This is a genomic window from Pseudomonas sp. HMSC065H01 (assembly GCF_001815235.1).
Taxonomy (GTDB): Bacteria; Pseudomonadota; Gammaproteobacteria; order Pseudomonadales; family Pseudomonadaceae; genus Pseudomonas; species Pseudomonas aeruginosa.
In genome coordinates, this window is record NZ_KV819855.1 from 184,351 (window position 1) to 200,677 (window position 16,327).

Annotated in this window: 14 protein-coding genes; 8 read left to right on the plus strand and 6 right to left on the minus strand. The window is 65.9% G+C overall.

Annotation, left to right across the window (positions count from 1 at the left end; all coding sequences use genetic code 11):
• Positions 1-21: 21 nt before the first annotated feature.
• A complete protein-coding gene (locus HMPREF3014_RS06500; protein ID WP_003082844.1) occupies positions 22-672 on the minus strand; it encodes a helix-turn-helix domain-containing protein in 651 nt (216 codons plus the stop codon).
• On the opposite strand from HMPREF3014_RS06500, the gene rhtA reads away from it, so the two are divergent.
• Entirely contained in the window at positions 671-1,564 is an 894-nt protein-coding gene (gene rhtA, locus HMPREF3014_RS06505) for a threonine/homoserine exporter RhtA (protein ID WP_003086919.1), read from the plus strand. The genes HMPREF3014_RS06500 and rhtA overlap by 2 nt on opposite strands.
• Here the strand turns inward: rhtA and pmpM are convergent.
• Positions 1,547-2,980: a proton-coupled multidrug efflux MATE transporter PmpM gene (pmpM, locus tag HMPREF3014_RS06510; RefSeq protein WP_023087632.1), complete on the minus strand. Its 1,434-nt coding sequence runs from the start codon at positions 2,978-2,980 to the stop codon at positions 1,547-1,549. The genes rhtA and pmpM overlap by 18 nt on opposite strands.
• 412 nt (positions 2,981-3,392) lie before the next feature.
• Between pmpM and HMPREF3014_RS06515 the strand changes: the two genes are divergently transcribed.
• The 4 genes from HMPREF3014_RS06515 to HMPREF3014_RS06530 all read left to right on the plus strand — a co-directional run bounded on the left by HMPREF3014_RS06515 (position 3,393) and on the right by HMPREF3014_RS06530 (position 7,827).
• Entirely contained in the window at positions 3,393-3,716 is a 324-nt protein-coding gene (locus HMPREF3014_RS06515) for a hypothetical protein (protein WP_003082848.1), read from the plus strand.
• Positions 3,717-3,944: 228 nt separating this feature from the next.
• Positions 3,945-4,469: an RNA polymerase sigma factor gene (locus tag HMPREF3014_RS06520; protein ID WP_003109590.1), complete on the plus strand. Its 525-nt coding sequence runs from the start codon at positions 3,945-3,947 to the stop codon at positions 4,467-4,469.
• A complete protein-coding gene (locus tag HMPREF3014_RS06525; protein WP_017002032.1) occupies positions 4,466-5,308 on the plus strand; it encodes a FecR family protein in 843 nt (280 codons plus the stop codon). Before HMPREF3014_RS06520 ends, HMPREF3014_RS06525 begins: the two co-directional genes overlap by 4 nt.
• A gap of 77 nt (positions 5,309-5,385) precedes the next feature.
• On the plus strand, positions 5,386-7,827 hold the full coding sequence (locus HMPREF3014_RS06530; protein ID WP_003086926.1) for a TonB-dependent receptor: 2,442 nt from the start codon (positions 5,386-5,388) through the stop codon (positions 7,825-7,827).
• A gap of 160 nt (positions 7,828-7,987) precedes the next feature.
• Here the strand turns inward: HMPREF3014_RS06530 and HMPREF3014_RS06535 are convergent, their stop codons facing one another.
• Positions 7,988-8,824: a PhzF family phenazine biosynthesis protein gene (locus tag HMPREF3014_RS06535; protein ID WP_023087631.1), complete on the minus strand. Its 837-nt coding sequence runs from the start codon at positions 8,822-8,824 to the stop codon at positions 7,988-7,990.
• A 650-nt stretch (positions 8,825-9,474) separates the two neighbouring features.
• Here HMPREF3014_RS06535 and HMPREF3014_RS33165 point away from each other — a divergent pair.
• Positions 9,475-9,942, plus strand: coding sequence for a GNAT family N-acetyltransferase (locus tag HMPREF3014_RS33165; protein ID WP_071535056.1), 468 nt, complete (start codon positions 9,475-9,477; stop codon positions 9,940-9,942).
• 399 nt (positions 9,943-10,341) lie between these two features.
• Here HMPREF3014_RS33165 and HMPREF3014_RS06545 read toward each other — a convergent pair whose 3' ends face one another.
• Positions 10,342-10,902, minus strand: a complete 561-nt coding sequence (locus tag HMPREF3014_RS06545) for a hypothetical protein (protein WP_031633398.1) — start codon at positions 10,900-10,902, stop codon at positions 10,342-10,344.
• 319 nt (positions 10,903-11,221) lie between these two features.
• A complete protein-coding gene (gene fabF / locus HMPREF3014_RS06550; protein ID WP_023087630.1) occupies positions 11,222-12,490 on the minus strand; it encodes a beta-ketoacyl-ACP synthase II in 1,269 nt (422 codons plus the stop codon).
• Between the two features lie 108 nt (positions 12,491-12,598).
• Here fabF and HMPREF3014_RS06555 point away from each other — a divergent pair, with 108 nt between their 5' ends.
• Both HMPREF3014_RS06555 and pdxB read left to right on the plus strand, forming a co-directional pair.
• Positions 12,599-13,105, plus strand: a complete 507-nt coding sequence (locus HMPREF3014_RS06555; RefSeq protein ID WP_003086962.1) for a winged helix-turn-helix transcriptional regulator — start codon at positions 12,599-12,601, stop codon at positions 13,103-13,105.
• A gap of 214 nt (positions 13,106-13,319) precedes the next feature.
• On the plus strand, positions 13,320-14,462 hold the full coding sequence (gene pdxB, locus HMPREF3014_RS06560; protein ID WP_003102011.1) for a 4-phosphoerythronate dehydrogenase PdxB: 1,143 nt from the start codon (positions 13,320-13,322) through the stop codon (positions 14,460-14,462).
• A 34-nt stretch (positions 14,463-14,496) separates the two neighbouring features.
• Here the strand turns inward: pdxB and aceK are convergent, their stop codons facing one another.
• Positions 14,497-16,230 carry a bifunctional isocitrate dehydrogenase kinase/phosphatase gene (gene aceK, locus HMPREF3014_RS06565; RefSeq protein WP_003082886.1) on the minus strand — a complete coding sequence of 578 codons (1,734 nt, stop codon included), beginning with the start codon at positions 16,228-16,230 and terminating at the stop codon, positions 14,497-14,499.
• Positions 16,231-16,327 lie beyond the last annotated feature (97 nt).

Sequence of the window (16,327 nt, forward strand, 5' to 3'; positions counted from 1 at the left end):
AGGCTGGCTCGAGGCTAGAGCCTAGCTCACCACGTTGCGGGTGAAACGCACCACCTCGTCGCCGTCGTTGACGTAGGCGTACGGCTGGTCGCTGGCGAAGGCATGGAAGTCGCCGGCCTCGATGCGCCGTTCGCCGTCGGCCAGTTCCAGGCGCAGGCGACCTTCGATGACCAGAACCATCTCCCGCCAGCCGGCGGCGTCGGGTTCCGATACGTAGCGCTCGCCCGGTCCCAGCGACCAGGCCCAGAGTTCCACCTCGCGCCGCGCCGGTGCGCTGGCGAGGAGGGTGGCGCGGCTCTCGGGGTGGTGGCCGACCCAGGCCACCGCATTGATCCGCGAGCGGTCGGTGGCCGGTGCCTGGACCAGGTCGGGGAACAGCACGCCGAGGGCGGCGGCGATACGGTCGAGGGTCGACAGGCTGACATTGACGTCGCCGCTCTCGATGCCCACCAGCATCCGCCGGCTGACACTGGCCGCGCGGGCCAGCGCTTCCTGGCTGAGGCCGGCTTGCAGGCGCAGGCGGCGGACGTTGCCGGAGACATGTTCGAGGACGCTGGGGCGTTCGGTAGGGTTGGGCAATATATTGCTCACTGTCGCGGTTTTGCGCATTATAGTGCACATCCCGTTTCCCGCAGTCCATCGGGCTGCTTCCCACTGCCGGACCTCTTCCATGACCTCCACCTCCCGCGGCCTCGCCGGAACGCTGTTGCCGGTCGGCCTGCTATTGATCGCCATGGCCTCGATCCAGAGCGGCGCCTCCCTGGCGAAAAGCATGTTCCCCCTGGTCGGCGCCCAGGGCACCACGGCCCTAAGGCTGTTCTTCGCCGCGCTGATCCTGCTGCTGCTCCTGCGTCCCTGGCGCAAGCGCCTGAGCCTGCAATCGCTGCGCTCGGTGGTGGTCTACGGCATCGCCCTGGGCGGCATGAACCTGCTGTTCTATCTCTCGGTGCGCACCGTGCCGCTGGGCATCGCGGTGGCCCTGGAGTTCACCGGGCCGCTGCTGGTGGCGATCCTCTCCTCGCGGCGCCTGCTGGACTTCCTCTGGATCGGCCTGGCGGTGTTCGGCATCTGGCTGTTGCTGCCGCTGGGCAACAGCGCCGAGCCGCTCGACCTGGTCGGCGCCGCCTATGCCCTCGGCGCCGGCGTGTGCTGGGCGCTGTACATCCTCTTCGGCCAGCGCGCCGGCGCCGACCATGGCGCCCAGGGCGCCGCGCTGGGGGTGCTGGTGGCGGCGATCCTGGTTGTGCCGATCGGCGTCGCCCACGCCGGCGCCGACCTCCTCGACCCGGCGCTGATCCCGTTGGCGCTGGGCGTCGCGGTGCTCTCCACGGCCTTGCCCTACACCCTGGAAATGGTCGCGCTGACCCGCCTGCCGGCGCGCACCTTCGGCACCCTGATGAGCATCGAGCCGGCCTTCGGCGCGCTCTCCGGGCTGCTGTTCCTCGGCGAGCGGCTGAGCCCGACCCAATGGCTGGCCATCGGCGCGATCATCCTCGCCTCGGTCGGCACTACCCTCAGCGTCAAGTCGCGTGGCGCCGCCCCGGCGCTACCGGCCAAGGACTGAGGCGGCCGTCGCGTCCTCCCGCTGCAGGCGCTCGTGCTGGCGGATGAAGCGCCGCGCGCTGCGCGCCAGGCGGATGCAGAGCATGATCGCCGCGCCGGTCAGGCCCACCACCAGGCCCTGCCACAGGCCGCGCGGTCCGGTGGGTTCCTGGAACCAGTCGGTGAGGCCGAGGCTGTAGCCCACCGGCAGGCCGATGCCCCAGTAGGCGAACAGGGTCATGATCATCGTCACCCGGGTGTCCTGGTAGCCGCGCAGGGCCCCGGCGGCGGTGACCTGCAGGGCGTCGGAGAACTGGAACAGCGCGGAGAACACGATCAGCGAGGCGGCGATGGCGATCACCGCCGGGTCCGGCGAATACATCGCGGCGATCTGCTCGCGTAGCAACAACATCAGGCTCGCCGAGACGCAGGCGTAGCCCAGCGCCGCGGCCATCCCCACGCCGGCGGCGAAGCGCGCGTCGCGCGGTAGGCCGGCGCCGAGGTTGTGGCCGACCCGCACGGTCACCGCCATCCCCAGCGAATAAGGAATCATGAACACCAGCGCGCTGAAGTTCAGGGCGATCTGGTGGCCGGCCACCACGTTCTCGTCGAGCCCGCCGATCAGCAGGGCGATCACCGAGAAGATGCTCGACTCGGCGAACACCGCGATGCCGATCGGCAGGCCGACCGCCACCAGCGGGCCGATGGTCGCGCGATCCGGCCACTCCCAGCGCGAGAACAGTTGGCTGGCGCGGTAGATCGAGGCCTTGTTCACCCAGAACAGCATGCCGAGGAACATGAACCACATCACCGAGCCGGTGGCCCAGCCGCAGCCGGGGCCGCCCATCTTCGGCATGCCGAAGTGGCCGTAGATCAGCGCGTAGTTGATCGGGATGTTCAGCAGCAGCCCGCCGATCCCCAGCACCATGCTCGGCCGGGTCCGTCCCAGGCCGTTGGTGTAGCAGCGCAGTACGTGGTACAGCGCCGCCGCCGGGAAGCCCAGGGCGATGCCCTTGAGGTACAGCAGGCTCGGCCCGATCAGTTCCGGGCGCACTTTCATCAAGCCGAGGATCGGCTCCGACAACCACCACAGCACCGCCCCCGACAGCGGTCCGATCAGCAGCGCCAGCCACAGCGCCTGGCGCACCAGCGGCCCGGTGCCGGGCTGGTCGCCGGCGCCATGGCGCTGGGCGACCTTGGCCGTGGTGGCGAGCAGGGTGCCGGTCATCAGCAGGAACATCGGGATCCAGATCGAGTTGCCCAGCGCCACCGCTGCCAGGTCGTGCGGACTGGCGCGCCCGGCCATCACCGCATCGACGAAGCCCATGGCGGTGGTCGCCAGTTGCGCGATCATGATCGGCGCGGCGAGGGTCAGCAGTTCCTTGAGTTCGGCGCGGATGCGCAAGCCACGGGAAAGGGGCAGGGCGGGGCTGTTCACGGCAGTCCTTGTCTGGGCAGGGGAACCGCGTAGTTTACGGGTTGACGGGGTGGTCAGGAAGGGTCAGCAGGGTCGTGCCGGTTGCCCAGCCCCCCACCGCGCTACGCGCAGACAAACGACCCCGCGCTGCCCGCTTGAGGCCCGACCCCGTAGGGCGAATAACCGCCTGGCGGTTATCCGCCGGATACCCGTGACAGCGGCGGATGACATGCCCTGGAAACGCCGGACATCTCCCCCAGACTTTTCCGCAGCCTCTCTCAGACGCCCAGGAATTGGATAAAAAACCAGTAGGAGGAAGATGGAGGGGTCGCCAAGTCCATCTGTTTTCTTGGGGGCAGAAAAGACGCGGGCCGCAGGTGCAGGAACACCTACGACCCGCTAACCAGAGACCAGCTAATCAAGGAGCTGACCCATGGCTAAGGCCGATGATACGTCGAATCCCGCAATAACCGCACAGTCCCCTTCCACCTTCATCCCCCTGCGACGCACCTCGCAATGCAACCAGCACCCCGGTTGCGCCACCCTCTACCTGGACAGCAGCGCAGCCAGCGAAGACCTGTTCGACACCGCCCGCCGCCGGCTGGAGTCGGCGATCGGAACGCTGAGCGTCCTCGACCTGCTCGACGAAACCGAAGAGCCCGGTGAAAGCATCTGCCGCATCACCGGTTCCCTGCTGTCGTTGCTCAGCGACGCCCTGTCGCTGTTCGAGGCGGAATACGCACGCAGACACCGATAACCGACGGAGGCGGTGCCCCCCGGCAAGGCCGGGGGGTTGAGTAGCGGGGCGAAAAGGGGATCCCTCTCCGCCCTGGCTCGGCAGTTGCGCGGTCGGGCGAAAGCCACCTGCCCGCTACGCACGCCAACCCAGGCAATCCCTGACGATGACCGGTCTTTCATCTGCGACTGTTTCTCATTTACACTCGACCCCCATTCTTCGGAGCCAGGCTCCTTTCCTGGGTGCATCGTGCCGTTCGATCCCGCCAAGCCGACGCTGTTGTCCACACTGGTTCGTCACTACGAGGAACTGGTCGACCATGTTCGCCGGCGCTTCGGCGACCGGGGCATGGCGCGCGAAGTGGTGCACGACGTGTGCGTGCAGTTGCTCGAACGCGACGAGAAGGAGGACGTGCACACGCCCCTGGCCCTGCTGCGGAAAATCTCCCACGACACCGCCGTGAGCCGCTATCGTAGCGACCGTCGTCGAACCGCCTGGGTAGAAGCCGTCGCCGAGCTTCCGGAAGTCGCCTGCATGGCGGCGACGCCCATGGGTCGCCATGAGGCCGAGCGCGAGTTCCAGGCACTGGTCGACGCCATCGCCACGCTTCCTCCTCGCTGCCAGGCCGTTTTCGTCATGCACAAGATCCACGAAATTCCCCAGGCGCAAGTCGCCGACCGGCTCGGCATCTCCGTCAAGACCGTGGAAAAGCACCTGCGCCTCGGACTGGCGGCCTGCCGGGAACGGCTCGGCCGCGGCGAGGCACGGCCATGACCCAGCCCTCGAAACGGAATGGGCAGGTTCCGCTGGACGACGCCCTGGAGCGCCATCGCGACGCGCTGAAGGACCTGTTCCCGCTGCCGCCCTCCCGGCCGAAATCGCGCAAGGCAAGCAAGGCGGCCGGCGTCGCGCTATTGCTGGCGCTGGCCATCGGCGCCCTGGCCTGGCTGGACCCGGCCTACAAGCGCGAGCGCTTCGCCACCGCCATCGGTGAGCGGCGCGACGTGACCCTGGCCGACGGCAGCCAGCTCCTGCTCGACAGTGGCAGCCAGATCGAGGTCAGTTGGCACCCGCTCAGCCGCCGGGTCGCGTTGCGCGCGGGGCAGGTGCTTTTCGAGGTATCCCCGGCGCGCTATCGGCCCTTCGTGGTGTCCGTGGGTTCGACCGACATCCGCGTGCTCGGCACCCGGTTCAACGTGCGCCGCCTGGACGACGATGTCCGCGTGACCCTGGAGCGTGGCCGGGTGGAGGTCGGCACCTCGGCTACGGCGCAAGCGCCAGTCGTGCTCCTGCCGGGCCAGCAGGTCGATGCCATTGGCGGGCAACTGATGCCGCTGGCCAAGGTCGATGCCGCCACGGCGATGGCCTGGAAAGACGACCGCCTGGTCTTCGAGCGCACGCCCCTGGGCGAAGCCGTCGCGCTGCTGCGCCATTATCGCAAGGCGCCCATTCTCCTGGACGACCCCAGCCTGGCCTCCCTCCGGCTGACCGGCGTCTTCGCCGCGCACAACGCCGACCGGCTGCTCGACCTGCTGCCGAGCATCCTTCCCGTGGCCGTGTCGCGGCAGGAGGACGGCAGCGTCGAGATCCAACGCAAATCGACGCGAAAATAATTCTCGGACGCAGGTAGGGTTTCCCGCGCGCCGTGGCGGCTATCCAGGAAAAGCCAACCTGCATAGGAAATCGAGACGTGCATTTTTCCCTCCGCAGTCGCCACCTGCGTCCTTCATTGCTCGCCAGCAGCCTGCTCCTGGCGGTGTCGGCCCAGGGCCAGGAAAAGCTCGACGTGGATCTGCCCGCCGCGCCGCTCGGCCAGGCGATCAACGCCCTCGCGCAACAATCCTCGGTACAGATCCTTTTCGCCGGCGATCTCGGCGCCGGCCGCCAGGCGCCCGCGCTGAAGGGGCGTTTCACCCCCGAAGAAGCATTGCGCCAGTTGCTCAGGGATAGCGGCCTGAAGGCGCAGGCCAGGGACGAACATACCTTCATCGTCGTTCCGGCCAGCGAAGCCGCCGTGCCCGCTACGCAAGCCCGCAGCGAACCGCTGGACATGGAGCAGATGGAAATCACCGCCTCGCGCACCAGCAGCGACCTGGTCTCCGCCACGCGCCAGTCCACCGTCATCGAGCATGCCCAACTGGAGGAGCTGCGCCAGGGCTCCGACAGCCTGGCCACCGTGCTGGCCAAGGCGGTGCCGGGGATGTCCGATTCCAGCCGCACCATCACCGAATACGGCCAGACCCTGCGCGGGCGCAGCATGCTGGTGATGGTCGACGGCGTGCCGCTGAACACCAACCGCGACTCCTCGCGCAACCTGGCCAACATCGACCCGGCGCTGATCGAGCGGATCGAGGTGATCCGTGGCAGCAGCGCCATCTACGGCAGCGGCGCCACCGGCGGGATCATCTCCATCACCACCCGTCCGGCCGGCGGCGAGAACCGCGCGGAAACCCGCCTCAGCGCCACCTCGCCGCTGACCCGGCTGGGCAGCGATGGCCTCGGCGGCCAGTTCCAGCAATACTTCGCCGGCTCCCTGGGGGCGCTCGACTATTCGTTCGACTTCGGCACCCGTCACGTCGGCGCTTCCTACGACGCCCATGGCGACCGCATCGCCCCGGAACCCAGCCAGGGCGACCTGTTCGACTCGAACGTCTACAACATCGGCGGCAAGCTCGGCCTGCGCATCGACGAGAACCAGCGCGTGCAGCTCGCCCTCAGCCACTACGACGCCCGCCAGGACACCGACTACGCCACCGACCCGAGGGTCGCCAGGCTGCCGCCGGGCTCGGTCCCGGCCAACGCGATCAAAGGCCTGGAGCTGGACGAGCAGAACCGAATCCGCAACACCCTGGCGAACCTCGAGTACGAGAACCTCGACATCCTCGGCAGCCGGCTCTCCGCGCAGCTCTACTACCGCGACTATTTCACCCGCTTCACTCCGTTCGACGCCCGCGCCGTCTCCACCCGCGGCGGCAATGTCGACCAGATCATGCAGAACAGCGAAGTGTTCGGCAGCCGCCTGACCCTGCGCACGCCGCTGGGCGAAAGCGGCAATACCGAACTGGTCTGGGGCGGCGACTACAACCAGGAACGCAGCGACATGCCGCTCGACGTGTTCGACCCGGCGGCCTACGACGCCAGCGGCGGGCTGGTCTTCGACAAGATCGGCAAGCTCACCTACATGCCGCCGCTACGCACCCGCAGCGCCGGCGCGTTCGCCCAGTTGCAGCATCGCTTCGACGAACACTGGTCGATCGACGGCGGCCTGCGCTACGAATACTCCACCGCCGAATTCGACGACTTCATCCCGCTCTCCGAGTCCAAGGCCGCCTCGCCGGTGACCGTCAAGGGCGGCGACCTCGACTACGACGCGGTGCTGTCGAACCTCGGCATCGTCTATTCGCCGGTGGCTGGCCAGGAAATCTATGCCTCCTTCAGCCAGGGCTTCCAGCTGCCCGATGTCGGCATCCAGCTGCGCAACGCCCGCCGTGGCTTCGATATCGGCTCCTCGAACCTCGAACCGGTGAAGACCAACAACTACGAACTCGGCTGGCGTGGCGCCATCGGCGGCAACACCCTGGGCAGCCTGGCGCTGTTCTACACCACCTCCAAGCTGGGCGACGTGCAGAGCTTCAACAACGGCCTGATCCTCACCCGCACCAAGGAGCGCATCTACGGCGTCGAGGCCAGCGCCGACTGGCTCAGCGACGACGAAGTCTGGGGCGCGGGCGGCAGCGCCACCTGGATGCGCGGACGCGAGAAGCCGGACGGCAAGGACTGGCAGGACATGACCGGCTACCGCGTGCCGCCGCTGAAGCTGACCGCCTACCTGCAATACAAGCCGGATGCCGACTGGAACAACCGCCTGCAGGCCACCTTCTTCGACTCCAAGGACTACCGTCTCGACGGCGTGGAAAGCTTCGGCCGGCGCCAGGTCAGCACCTACACCACGGTCGACCTGGTCAGCCAGTACCGCATCACCCCCGACGACCAGTTGAGCCTGGGCATCCAGAACCTGTTCAACCGCGACTACTACCCGCTCTACAGCCAGTTGCTGCGCAACAACAACAACACCAGCCACCTGCCGGCGCCGGGCACGGTGCTGACGGCGAGCTATACGCACAACTGGTGAGGGGAGGGAGGAGCCACCGGGCCTGGGCGGGCCCGGTGGGCAGGGAGGGTGCTTCCAGAGGGAAGGCGGCCCCGTTGTCATGGGCGGGCATTTCCGTCCAATGCCGGACGCCGATCCAGGTCGGCCAGGTAATGGGGAAGGACAGGGTACGCCGTCCCGCTCAGAACACGACCTGCCCCGACATGCCCGGCTGCACCTCACCGCCGATCCAGATATCGCCGCCGATCTGCTCGACGCTTATCCGCCCCCGGCGACCCAAGGCCGTGCCCTGGCTCGCCGTGTAGCGCCCGGGCATGACTCCCGTGCCGATCAGCCATTGCGCCAGGCTCGCGTTGAGGCTACCGGTAACGGGGTCTTCATTGAGTTCCTCGCCCATGAAGGCGCGCACTTCCACATCCGCCTCCGCCTGGGGACCTTGCCAGGGCGCGACCACGCCCACGTTGAGCCCGTCGAGCTTCGCGTAGTCCGGGCGAATGGCCAGGACCTCGTCACGCGTGGCCAGCCGAACGGCGACCCAGCCGGGTCCGTTGTCCACCCATTGGCTGCCGAGTACCTGCCCCGGGGAAAGGCCCAGCCCGCTCTCGATCCGTCGCAACACCTCGTCTTCGACCGCTCCGCCACGAAGCAGGGGAGGCGCCGCGAACGACAGCAAGGCGCCCTTGCGGCGGATACGGATCAGGCCCGCCAGACACTCCTGGACGATCTCGTCAGCAGCATTGCCGCCCCCCTGGTTCAGCCAGACCTGGCAGCTCCCCAGCGTCGGATGCCCGGCAAAGGGCAACTCCCGCAGCGGGGTGAAGATTCTTACGCGGTAGTCTGCTTCGGCAGTGGTCGGCCGCAGCAGGAAGGTCGTCTCGCTCAACTGGGTCCAGGCGGCGAACTCGAGCATCTGCTGGCTGCTCAGGTGGTCGGCGCCAATCACCACGGCAACGGCGTTGCCTTTGAAGGGCTGTTCGGAGAAGACATCGACTTGCTCGAAGGGGAACGAAACCGGCATGGCGCCTCCTGGGGTTGTGGCGGGGGAGGATAGGGCAGGGGGCGGATGTCTGAAACCGGGATGCGGACTTTCGAGAGGCTTGGGGCTTCTTGTCGGGGGCAGCAATCGGCCAAGAGCGGACTTACCCTTTCGTTTAGATTGATCTGCCCAGCAGGGAGTCAGTAAGGAAATGGAATGATCGAAGGCCGCTGAACTGATCTTGCTTACTCAATCATGATGGCCATCGCCCTTGGACTTTATGTCAGTGCAAGCGGTGTAGTGCAGCGTGCTCTCGTGGGGAGCGTGACGAGCCAGCGTTAGCTGTCCTCCACGAGAAGCGGCTAGGGCTCGGAAGCTGTCGTTCGACCAAAGAAGACGAACTACCTAACAGAGTTTGCACCATGAGTTGCCCTCGGCAATGATCGGCAGGCTCTCGGGTCGAATAGCCGACCCAGATGTTTACCAGACTTAAGAGAGACGATACGGTAAACTCTCATGGGCGGGTGTAAGTCTGGTCTTTCCGTTAGTGCTGGCGGAACCCTTTCGGGCTCTATCGTGAGATGCTGTCATGCCTTTGGTAGCTGATTATTATCGCGCTAGCGCTGTGAAATTCTCCCTTTTTGAATACTTATGTTCTGCCAAGAAAAAACATTAAAAAATGGAAGCGTCCAATGATCTCGTTAAGACCTATGCGAGAAAGCGAATTCTCAGGTTATCTCGATTATTTTGTCCCTGCCTATGCATCTGAGATTTCATCCAGTCATAGGCTTTCGTACAGTGAATCTCTTGTGCAAGCCAAATTGGAGATAGCAGATGATTTACCTGACGGTATCAATACGGCTGGACAATTTTTGCTGTGCCTGTACGATCCGGCAGATGGCCCCGAAGAAGTCATAGGATATCTGTGGTACGAAGAGGATCTGTCCCTGGCATTTATAAATGATTTCCACATTCTTCCCGTCCACCAGGGAAAAGGTCTCGCCAAGCAGGCCTTGGAGTCTTTGGAGCGGGAGCTTAAACTTCGAGAATTTCAACAGATAAAATTACGAGTAGCTGGCGACAACGAACGAGCCAAACATGTTTATGAAGGCAGTGGCTTTTGTGTGACCGGTATCAATATGAGCAAGCCGCTCGTTTAGTAGTGAGGTTGCTACCGTTCGCGTACTGGCGTTTGATTACAATGAGTTCGAGGTAATGATGCGAAATTGCCCATCAGAGTAAGCGCTATTGCCTGCACTTTGGCAGATATCTGAGTGTGCGCTGGAGCATACCACGCTTCGCTTCGCTTCGCTGCACTGCACTGCACTGCACTGCACTGCACTGCTCTGCGATAACTCTATGAGTCGCGGTAGGGTTTTGTGTAGACATGGATTTTTAGTTTTGGGTTGAACGTGTCCTTGGCTTGGCTTCACAAAACTCCTTGTGGCCTTTTCTGCCAGCGGCTGACGGCAGCCAGGGGGCGAAAGCAGCCGGTAATGAGCGATAGCTACCGGCCACAAGCGGGCAGTAGCCTCTGAGTGTTGAAAAGCGCTAACTTTCTACGCTCCCAACGAAACAGCGATATCTATCATTGCCAAGGGTAGATACACCAGTCTCAGTGGGGCGTAAAAGCGGCGAGAGCGAGAGAAGAACGCTGCCAGCGATACTGTGAACATGACCAAATCCAACGCACCCCATAGCTGGAGTGGTGAGGCGTTGAAGAACAGGATATTGGTCGTACTTCCTAATCCTAGATAAATGCAGATCGCCAATAGGGCAAAGCGTCCATCTTGTTCAAAGTAGACCTGAAGGCCATCGGCCTCGTCTTCGCTGCGACTTGGCAATATCAACGCCGCCGCACTAAACAGCGATAGTGACAGGCAGACCAAAAGCAGGAACTCGATGAACGAAAAGGCATTCTTTAAGGTGGGGAGGTCGTTTAGGGCCCACCAGAACTGCAGTTGGAACAGGAAAAGCACGAGTGCCCAAGCAAGTGCGACCCAGTCTGGCCGTGCCGTGCGGCGAATCCTGAAAACGGTCATGGCGCCCAACAGAACCCTGGTGATGGACAAGCCCAGAATCATCGAAAGCACGGTCGCCAGAATATGGAAGTTTTCCACGACTGCCCCCTTGCTTGGACTTCGCTCTCGCCTGCCGCGTGCTTCACACCGCAGCCTGCCAAATCCCGACTGATGACATTAGTAATAGACTACGCAACGCCACAGGTAAGATTCAGCCCAAATCGAGCGGCTGCTTCTGGCCGAAAGCGGTCATTGAACGCCCACTCCACAAGCAATTGCCCCACGAATCCAGATCGCGCCTAGACCATCACGACGCAGTTACAGCATAGGAAAACCCACACGCTCTGGGGCAATGCGACATGAGTGGCTTCCCCTCCGCCAGCGTGCTCAGGAACGACTGGCAGAGGGGTCGCCCACCCTACACCCAACGCCGGAACAACAGGCTGGCATTCACCCCGCCGAAGCCGAAGCCATTGGACAGCGCGTGTTCCATCGGCCAGCGCCGGGCTTCGCCGCGAACCAGGTCGAGGCCCTCGGCGTCGGTGTCGGGCGTTTCCAGGTTGAGCGTGGCGGGGGCGAGCTGGTCGCGCAGTGCCAGGACCGTGAAGATCGCCTCGATGCCGCCGGCGGCGCCCAGGAGGTGGCCGGTGGCGGATTTGGTCGCGCTGATGGCGAGCCCGCTGCCGGTGCCGAACACGGCCTTGATGGCGGCCAGTTCGCCCTTGTCGCCTACCTGGGTGGAGGTGGCGTGGGCATTCAGGTGCTGCACCGCGGCCGCTTCCACGCCGGCCTGGCGCAGCGCCTGCTGCATGGCCCGGCGGGCGCCGCTGCCATCTTCCGGCCCGGCGGTCATGTGGTAGGCGTCGGCGCTGGTGCCGTAGCCCACCAGCTCGGCGATGGGCCTGGCGCCGCGCGCCAGGGCGTGCTCCAGTTCCTCGATGACCAGTAGGCCGGCGCCTTCGCCCATGACGAAGCCGTCGCGGGCCTGGTCGAAGGGGCGCGAGGCGCGCTCGGGGCTGTCGTTGAAATCGCTGGACAGGGCGCGCGCGGCGGCGAAGCCGGCCAGGCTGACCCGGTGGATGGTCGCTTCCGCGCCGCCGCAGAGCGCCACGTCGACCTCTCCCGCGCGGATCATCCGCGCCGCGTCGCCGATGGCCTGCACGCCCGCCGCGCAGGCGGTCACCGGGGCGCCCAGCGGTCCCTTGAAGCCATGGTGGATCGACACATGGGCGGCCGCCATGTTGCAGAGAAAGGACGGGATGGTGAAGGGCGACAGGCGTCGCGGCCCCTTGCCGTCGGTGGTCCGCACCGCTTCGGCGATGGCATGGAAGCCGCCCACCCCGGAGGCGATGACGGTCGCCGTGCGCTCCTGCGCCTCGGCGCTCTGCGGCGCCCAGCCGGCCTGCGCCAGGGCCTCTTGCGCGGCGGCCAGGGCGAAGAGGATGAAGCGGTCCATCTTGCGTTGTTCCTTGGCGGCCAGCAGCAGGTCGGGATCGAAGCCGGCCTGCGGGTCCCGGGCACGGTCGGGGACCTGGCCGCCGATGCTGATGGGCAGGTCGCCGATCAGCTCCGCCGGGAGCGTGGCGATGCCCGATTGCCCGGCCAGCAGGCGTTGCCATATGGGTTCGACTCCGCAGCCCAGCGGGCTGACCGCGCCCATGCCGGTGACGACGATACGTTTGCTCATGAGGGTCCGAGTCCTTCTGTTCCGTTGGAATAGCAGTCAGTGGACGTAACTATCATCATGAAAGTAACATGCGGACCAGCACTTTGTGAGCCTCGCCAAGGAAGAACCATGCAACGCAAGACCTTCGCCGATGCCGAATGCCCCATCGCCCGCAGCCTGGAACGGGTCGGCGAATGGTGGAGCATCCTGATCATGCGCGATGCACTACAGGGCCTGCGCCGCTTCGACGAATTTTCCCGCAGCCTGGATATCGCGCCGAACATGCTCACCCGGCGCCTGAACGCGCTGGTGGAGGCGGGCCTGCTCGAACGCCAGCCCTACAGCCAGCGTCCGCTGCGCTATCAGTACGTGCCCACGGCCAAGGGCGAGGATTTTCGCGTCGTGCTCATGGCTTTCGTCGCCTGGGGCAATCGCCACTACGCAGAGGAAGGGCAGAGCGTGCAGCTCGTCGAGCGAACAAGCGGGCGGCCGGTGCGCTCGTTCATGGCGGCTCTCGCCGATGGCCGAACGGTACCGCTGGAGCAATGCACCGTGCAGGCCGGGCCTGCCGCCAGCGAGGAAATGCGCCAGCGCCTGGCGGCCATGCCGGAGCGGAGCGAGCTACCGGCTCGATGAACGGGCTCCCTGGCGTCCGCCGCCTGGTCGAGGAGACGGACGAGGCGTTCGCGGTTCTGTTCCTTGTAGCTGGCCATCGTTCGCGGTCGTGGTTGGGAAAAACGCGATCGTCGAGGCTTGCGCATGGCGCTGGCAGGTCCGCCTCGCGAGCCGTTCGGCAACACCGCGAGCCCTCGGCCTGCTAGAGTGTGCAGCCTCGTTCGCGGAGGTCTGCATGCGTATTCTCGCCGATGAAAACATTCCCGTGGTCGACGCCTTCTTCGCCGACCAGGGCTCCATTCGCCGCTTGCCCGGGCGCGCCATCGACCGCGCGGCGCTGGCCGAGGTCGACGTGCTGCTGGTGCGCTCGGTCACCGAGGTCAGCCGCGCCGCGCTGGCCGGCTCGCCGGTGCGCTTCGTCGGCACCTGCACCATCGGCACCGACCACCTCGACCTCGACTACTTCGCCGAGGCCGGCATCGCCTGGTCCAGCGCGCCCGGCTGCAACGCCCGCGGGGTGGTGGACTACGTGCTCGGCTGCCTGCTGGCGATGGCCGAGGTGCGCGGCGCCGACCTGGCCGAACGCACCTATGGGGTGGTCGGCGCTGGGCAGGTCGGTGGGCGGCTGGTGGAGGTGCTGCGCGGGCTGGGCTGGAAAGTGCTGGTCTGCGATCCGCCGCGCCAGGCACGCGAGCCGGACGGCGAATTCGTCTCGCTGGAACGGCTGCTGGCCGAGGCCGACGTGATCAGCCTGCACACTCCGCTGAACCGCGACGGCGAACACCCGACCCGCCACCTGCTGGATGAACCCCGCCTGGCCGCCCTGCGTCCCGGCACCTGGCTGGTCAACGCCAGCCGTGGCGCGGTGGTCGACAACCAGGCCCTGCGCCGCCTGCTCGAAGGCGGCGCCGACCTGGAAGTGGCGCTGGACGTCTGGGAAGGCGAACCGCAGGCCGACCCCGAGCTGGCCGCGCGCTGCCTGATCGCCACGCCGCACATCGCCGGCTACAGCCTGGAAGGCAAGCTGCGCGGCACCGCACAGATCTACCAGGCCTACTGCGCCTGGCGCGGCATCGCCGAACGCGTGAGCCTGCAAGACGTGCTGCCGGAAACCTGGCTCGCCGGCCTGCAGCTCAACCCCGGCTGCGACCCGGCCTGGGCGCTGGCCACGCTGTGCCGCGCGGTATACGACCCGCGCAGCGACGACGCCGCCTTCCGCCGCAGCCTGACCGGCGACAGCGCCACCCGCCGCGCCGCCTTCGACGCCCTGCGCAAACACTACCCGCCGCGCCGCGAGATCACCGGCCTGCGCGTCGCCACCGGTGGACGGGCGGAGTTGCAGCGGGTGGTGCGGGCGCTGGGGGCGCAGTTGGTCTAGGAGCGTGCGGCTGGGTCGATTCCTGTCTCCGCACCTACCCGAGCAACTGCTCAGGCGTCTCCTGCCGCCGATAGGGAAACACGTCGATCACCTTGCCCTCGCGGATCTGCTCCTGGAGGCCCTGCCAGTATTTGGCGTCGTAGAGGTTGCCGTGCAGCTTGGCGAATAGCCGGCGCTGGTTGAGGTCGACGAACAGGAAGCGCGGGAATTCTTCCGGGAACACGTCGTTGGGCCCCACCGAATACCAGGGCTCGGACGACATCTCGTCCTCGGGGAAGCGCGGCTCGGGGATGTAGCGGAAGTTCACCTCGGTGAGGTAGCAGATCTCGTCGTAGTCGTAGAACACCACCCGGCCATGGCGGGTCACGCCGAAGTTCTTCAGCAGCATGTCGCCGGGGAAGATGTTCGCCGCCGCCAGTTGCTTGATCGCCAGCCCGTAGTCGTTCAGCGCCTCGCGGGTCTGCGCCTCGCTGGCGTTCTCCAGGTAGATGTTCAGTGGGGTCATGCGCCGCTCCGTCCAGCAGTGGCGGATCAGCACCACGTCGCCTTCCATCACCACCGTCGACGGCGCCACTTCCAGCAGTTCGGCCAGGCACTCCGGCTCGAACTTGCTCACCGGGAAGCGGAAGTCGGCGAACTGCTGGGTGTCGGCCAGGCGTCCGACCCGGTCGTGGTTCTTCACCAACTGGTACTTCTGGATCACCGTGGCGTGGTCGACGCTCTTCGACGGGTTGAAGCGGTCCTTGATGATCTTGAACACCGTGTTGAAGCCGGGCAGGGTGAACACGCTCATCACCATGCCGCGCACCCCGGGGGCCATGACGAAGCGGTCGTCGGTGGTCGCCAGGTGGTTGATCAGGGCGCGGTAGAACTCGCTCTTGCCCTGCTTGTAGAAGCCGATCGAGGTGTACAGCTCGGCCAGGTGCTTGCCCGGCAGCAGACGTTTGAGGAAGGCCACCAGCTCGGCCGGCACCGGCACGTCGACCATGAAGTAGGAGCGGGTGAAGGAGAAGATGATCGAGACTTCCGCCTCGTCGGTGATCACCGTGTCGAACTGGATACCGTGGCCCTCGCGGTGCAGCAGCGGGAACACCAGCGGCCACTGCTCGTCCGGGGTGAACAGGCGGCCCACCAGGTAGGCGCCCTTGTTGCGATAGAACACCGAGCCGATCAGCTCGATGGCCAGGTCCGGGTCCTTGCACACCCAGTCCGGCAGGTTGCTGTGCAGCAGTGCGTCGATCCGTTCGAGGTCGCGCTCGCGGTCGTCGTAGGGCACGTCGAAGCGGTAGTCGTCGAAGATCTTCTCCAGCGCCTGGCGCAGGTCGCCGCCCGGCCGGTAGGTGCGGGTGTAGGGCGCGCGGGCGTGGGCGCGCAGCGAGGGCCGGGTGGTGTGCACGAACATCGTGCCGTCGCTGATGTTGTCGTGGCTGAACAGCCCGCAGAAGATCGAGTTGAACCAGGTCTCGGCCAGCTCGTCGTCCAGCCGCAGGTCGATCTGCGCGATGTAGGCGCTCTTGATGATCGGCCAGCGCTCCACGTCCAGCAGCTCGCTGTCGGCCAGCCCCGCGCGCAGCCCGGCCACCGTCTCGGCGACCTTTTCCTCGTAGAGGTTGATCCGCTGCGCCGAGGCGCGCTGCGCTTCCTGCCACTGCGCCTGCTCGAAGCGGGCACGGGCGCCGTCGGTGATCTCGCGGAACTGCTCTCGGTAATCGTCGAAACCGCGCAGGATGAGGGCGGCGATTTCGCTGGCTGGGGCGCTCTGGACCATGCTGGCGTCCTTTCGTTGTTTGAAGGTCGAGCTTAGCCAGAGCCGCGCGGCAGGGAAAGCGCGATCTCCGACCGGCTGGTCGAGCCCGGCGCAGACG

Excerpts from the sequence above, each read along its gene's own strand:
- rhtA (WP_003086919.1), top strand. The coding sequence starts at position 671 with ATGACCTCCACCTCCCGCGGCCTCGCCGGAACGCTGTTGCCGGTCGGC.
- HMPREF3014_RS06500 (WP_003082844.1), bottom strand. The coding sequence starts at position 672 with ATGGAAGAGGTCCGGCAGTGGGAAGCAGCCCGATGGACTGCGGGAAAC.
- HMPREF3014_RS06515 (WP_003082848.1), top strand. The coding sequence starts at position 3,393 with ATGGCTAAGGCCGATGATACGTCGAATCCCGCAATAACCGCACAGTCC.
- HMPREF3014_RS06525 (WP_017002032.1), top strand. The coding sequence starts at position 4,466 with ATGACCCAGCCCTCGAAACGGAATGGGCAGGTTCCGCTGGACGACGCC.
- HMPREF3014_RS06535 (WP_023087631.1), bottom strand. The coding sequence starts at position 8,824 with ATGCCGGTTTCGTTCCCCTTCGAGCAAGTCGATGTCTTCTCCGAACAG.
- HMPREF3014_RS33165 (WP_071535056.1), top strand. The coding sequence starts at position 9,475 with ATGATCTCGTTAAGACCTATGCGAGAAAGCGAATTCTCAGGTTATCTC.
- fabF (WP_023087630.1), bottom strand. The coding sequence starts at position 12,490 with ATGAGCAAACGTATCGTCGTCACCGGCATGGGCGCGGTCAGCCCGCTG.
- HMPREF3014_RS06555 (WP_003086962.1), top strand. The coding sequence starts at position 12,599 with ATGCAACGCAAGACCTTCGCCGATGCCGAATGCCCCATCGCCCGCAGC.
- pdxB (WP_003102011.1), top strand. The coding sequence starts at position 13,320 with ATGCGTATTCTCGCCGATGAAAACATTCCCGTGGTCGACGCCTTCTTC.
- aceK (WP_003082886.1), bottom strand. The coding sequence starts at position 16,230 with ATGGTCCAGAGCGCCCCAGCCAGCGAAATCGCCGCCCTCATCCTGCGC.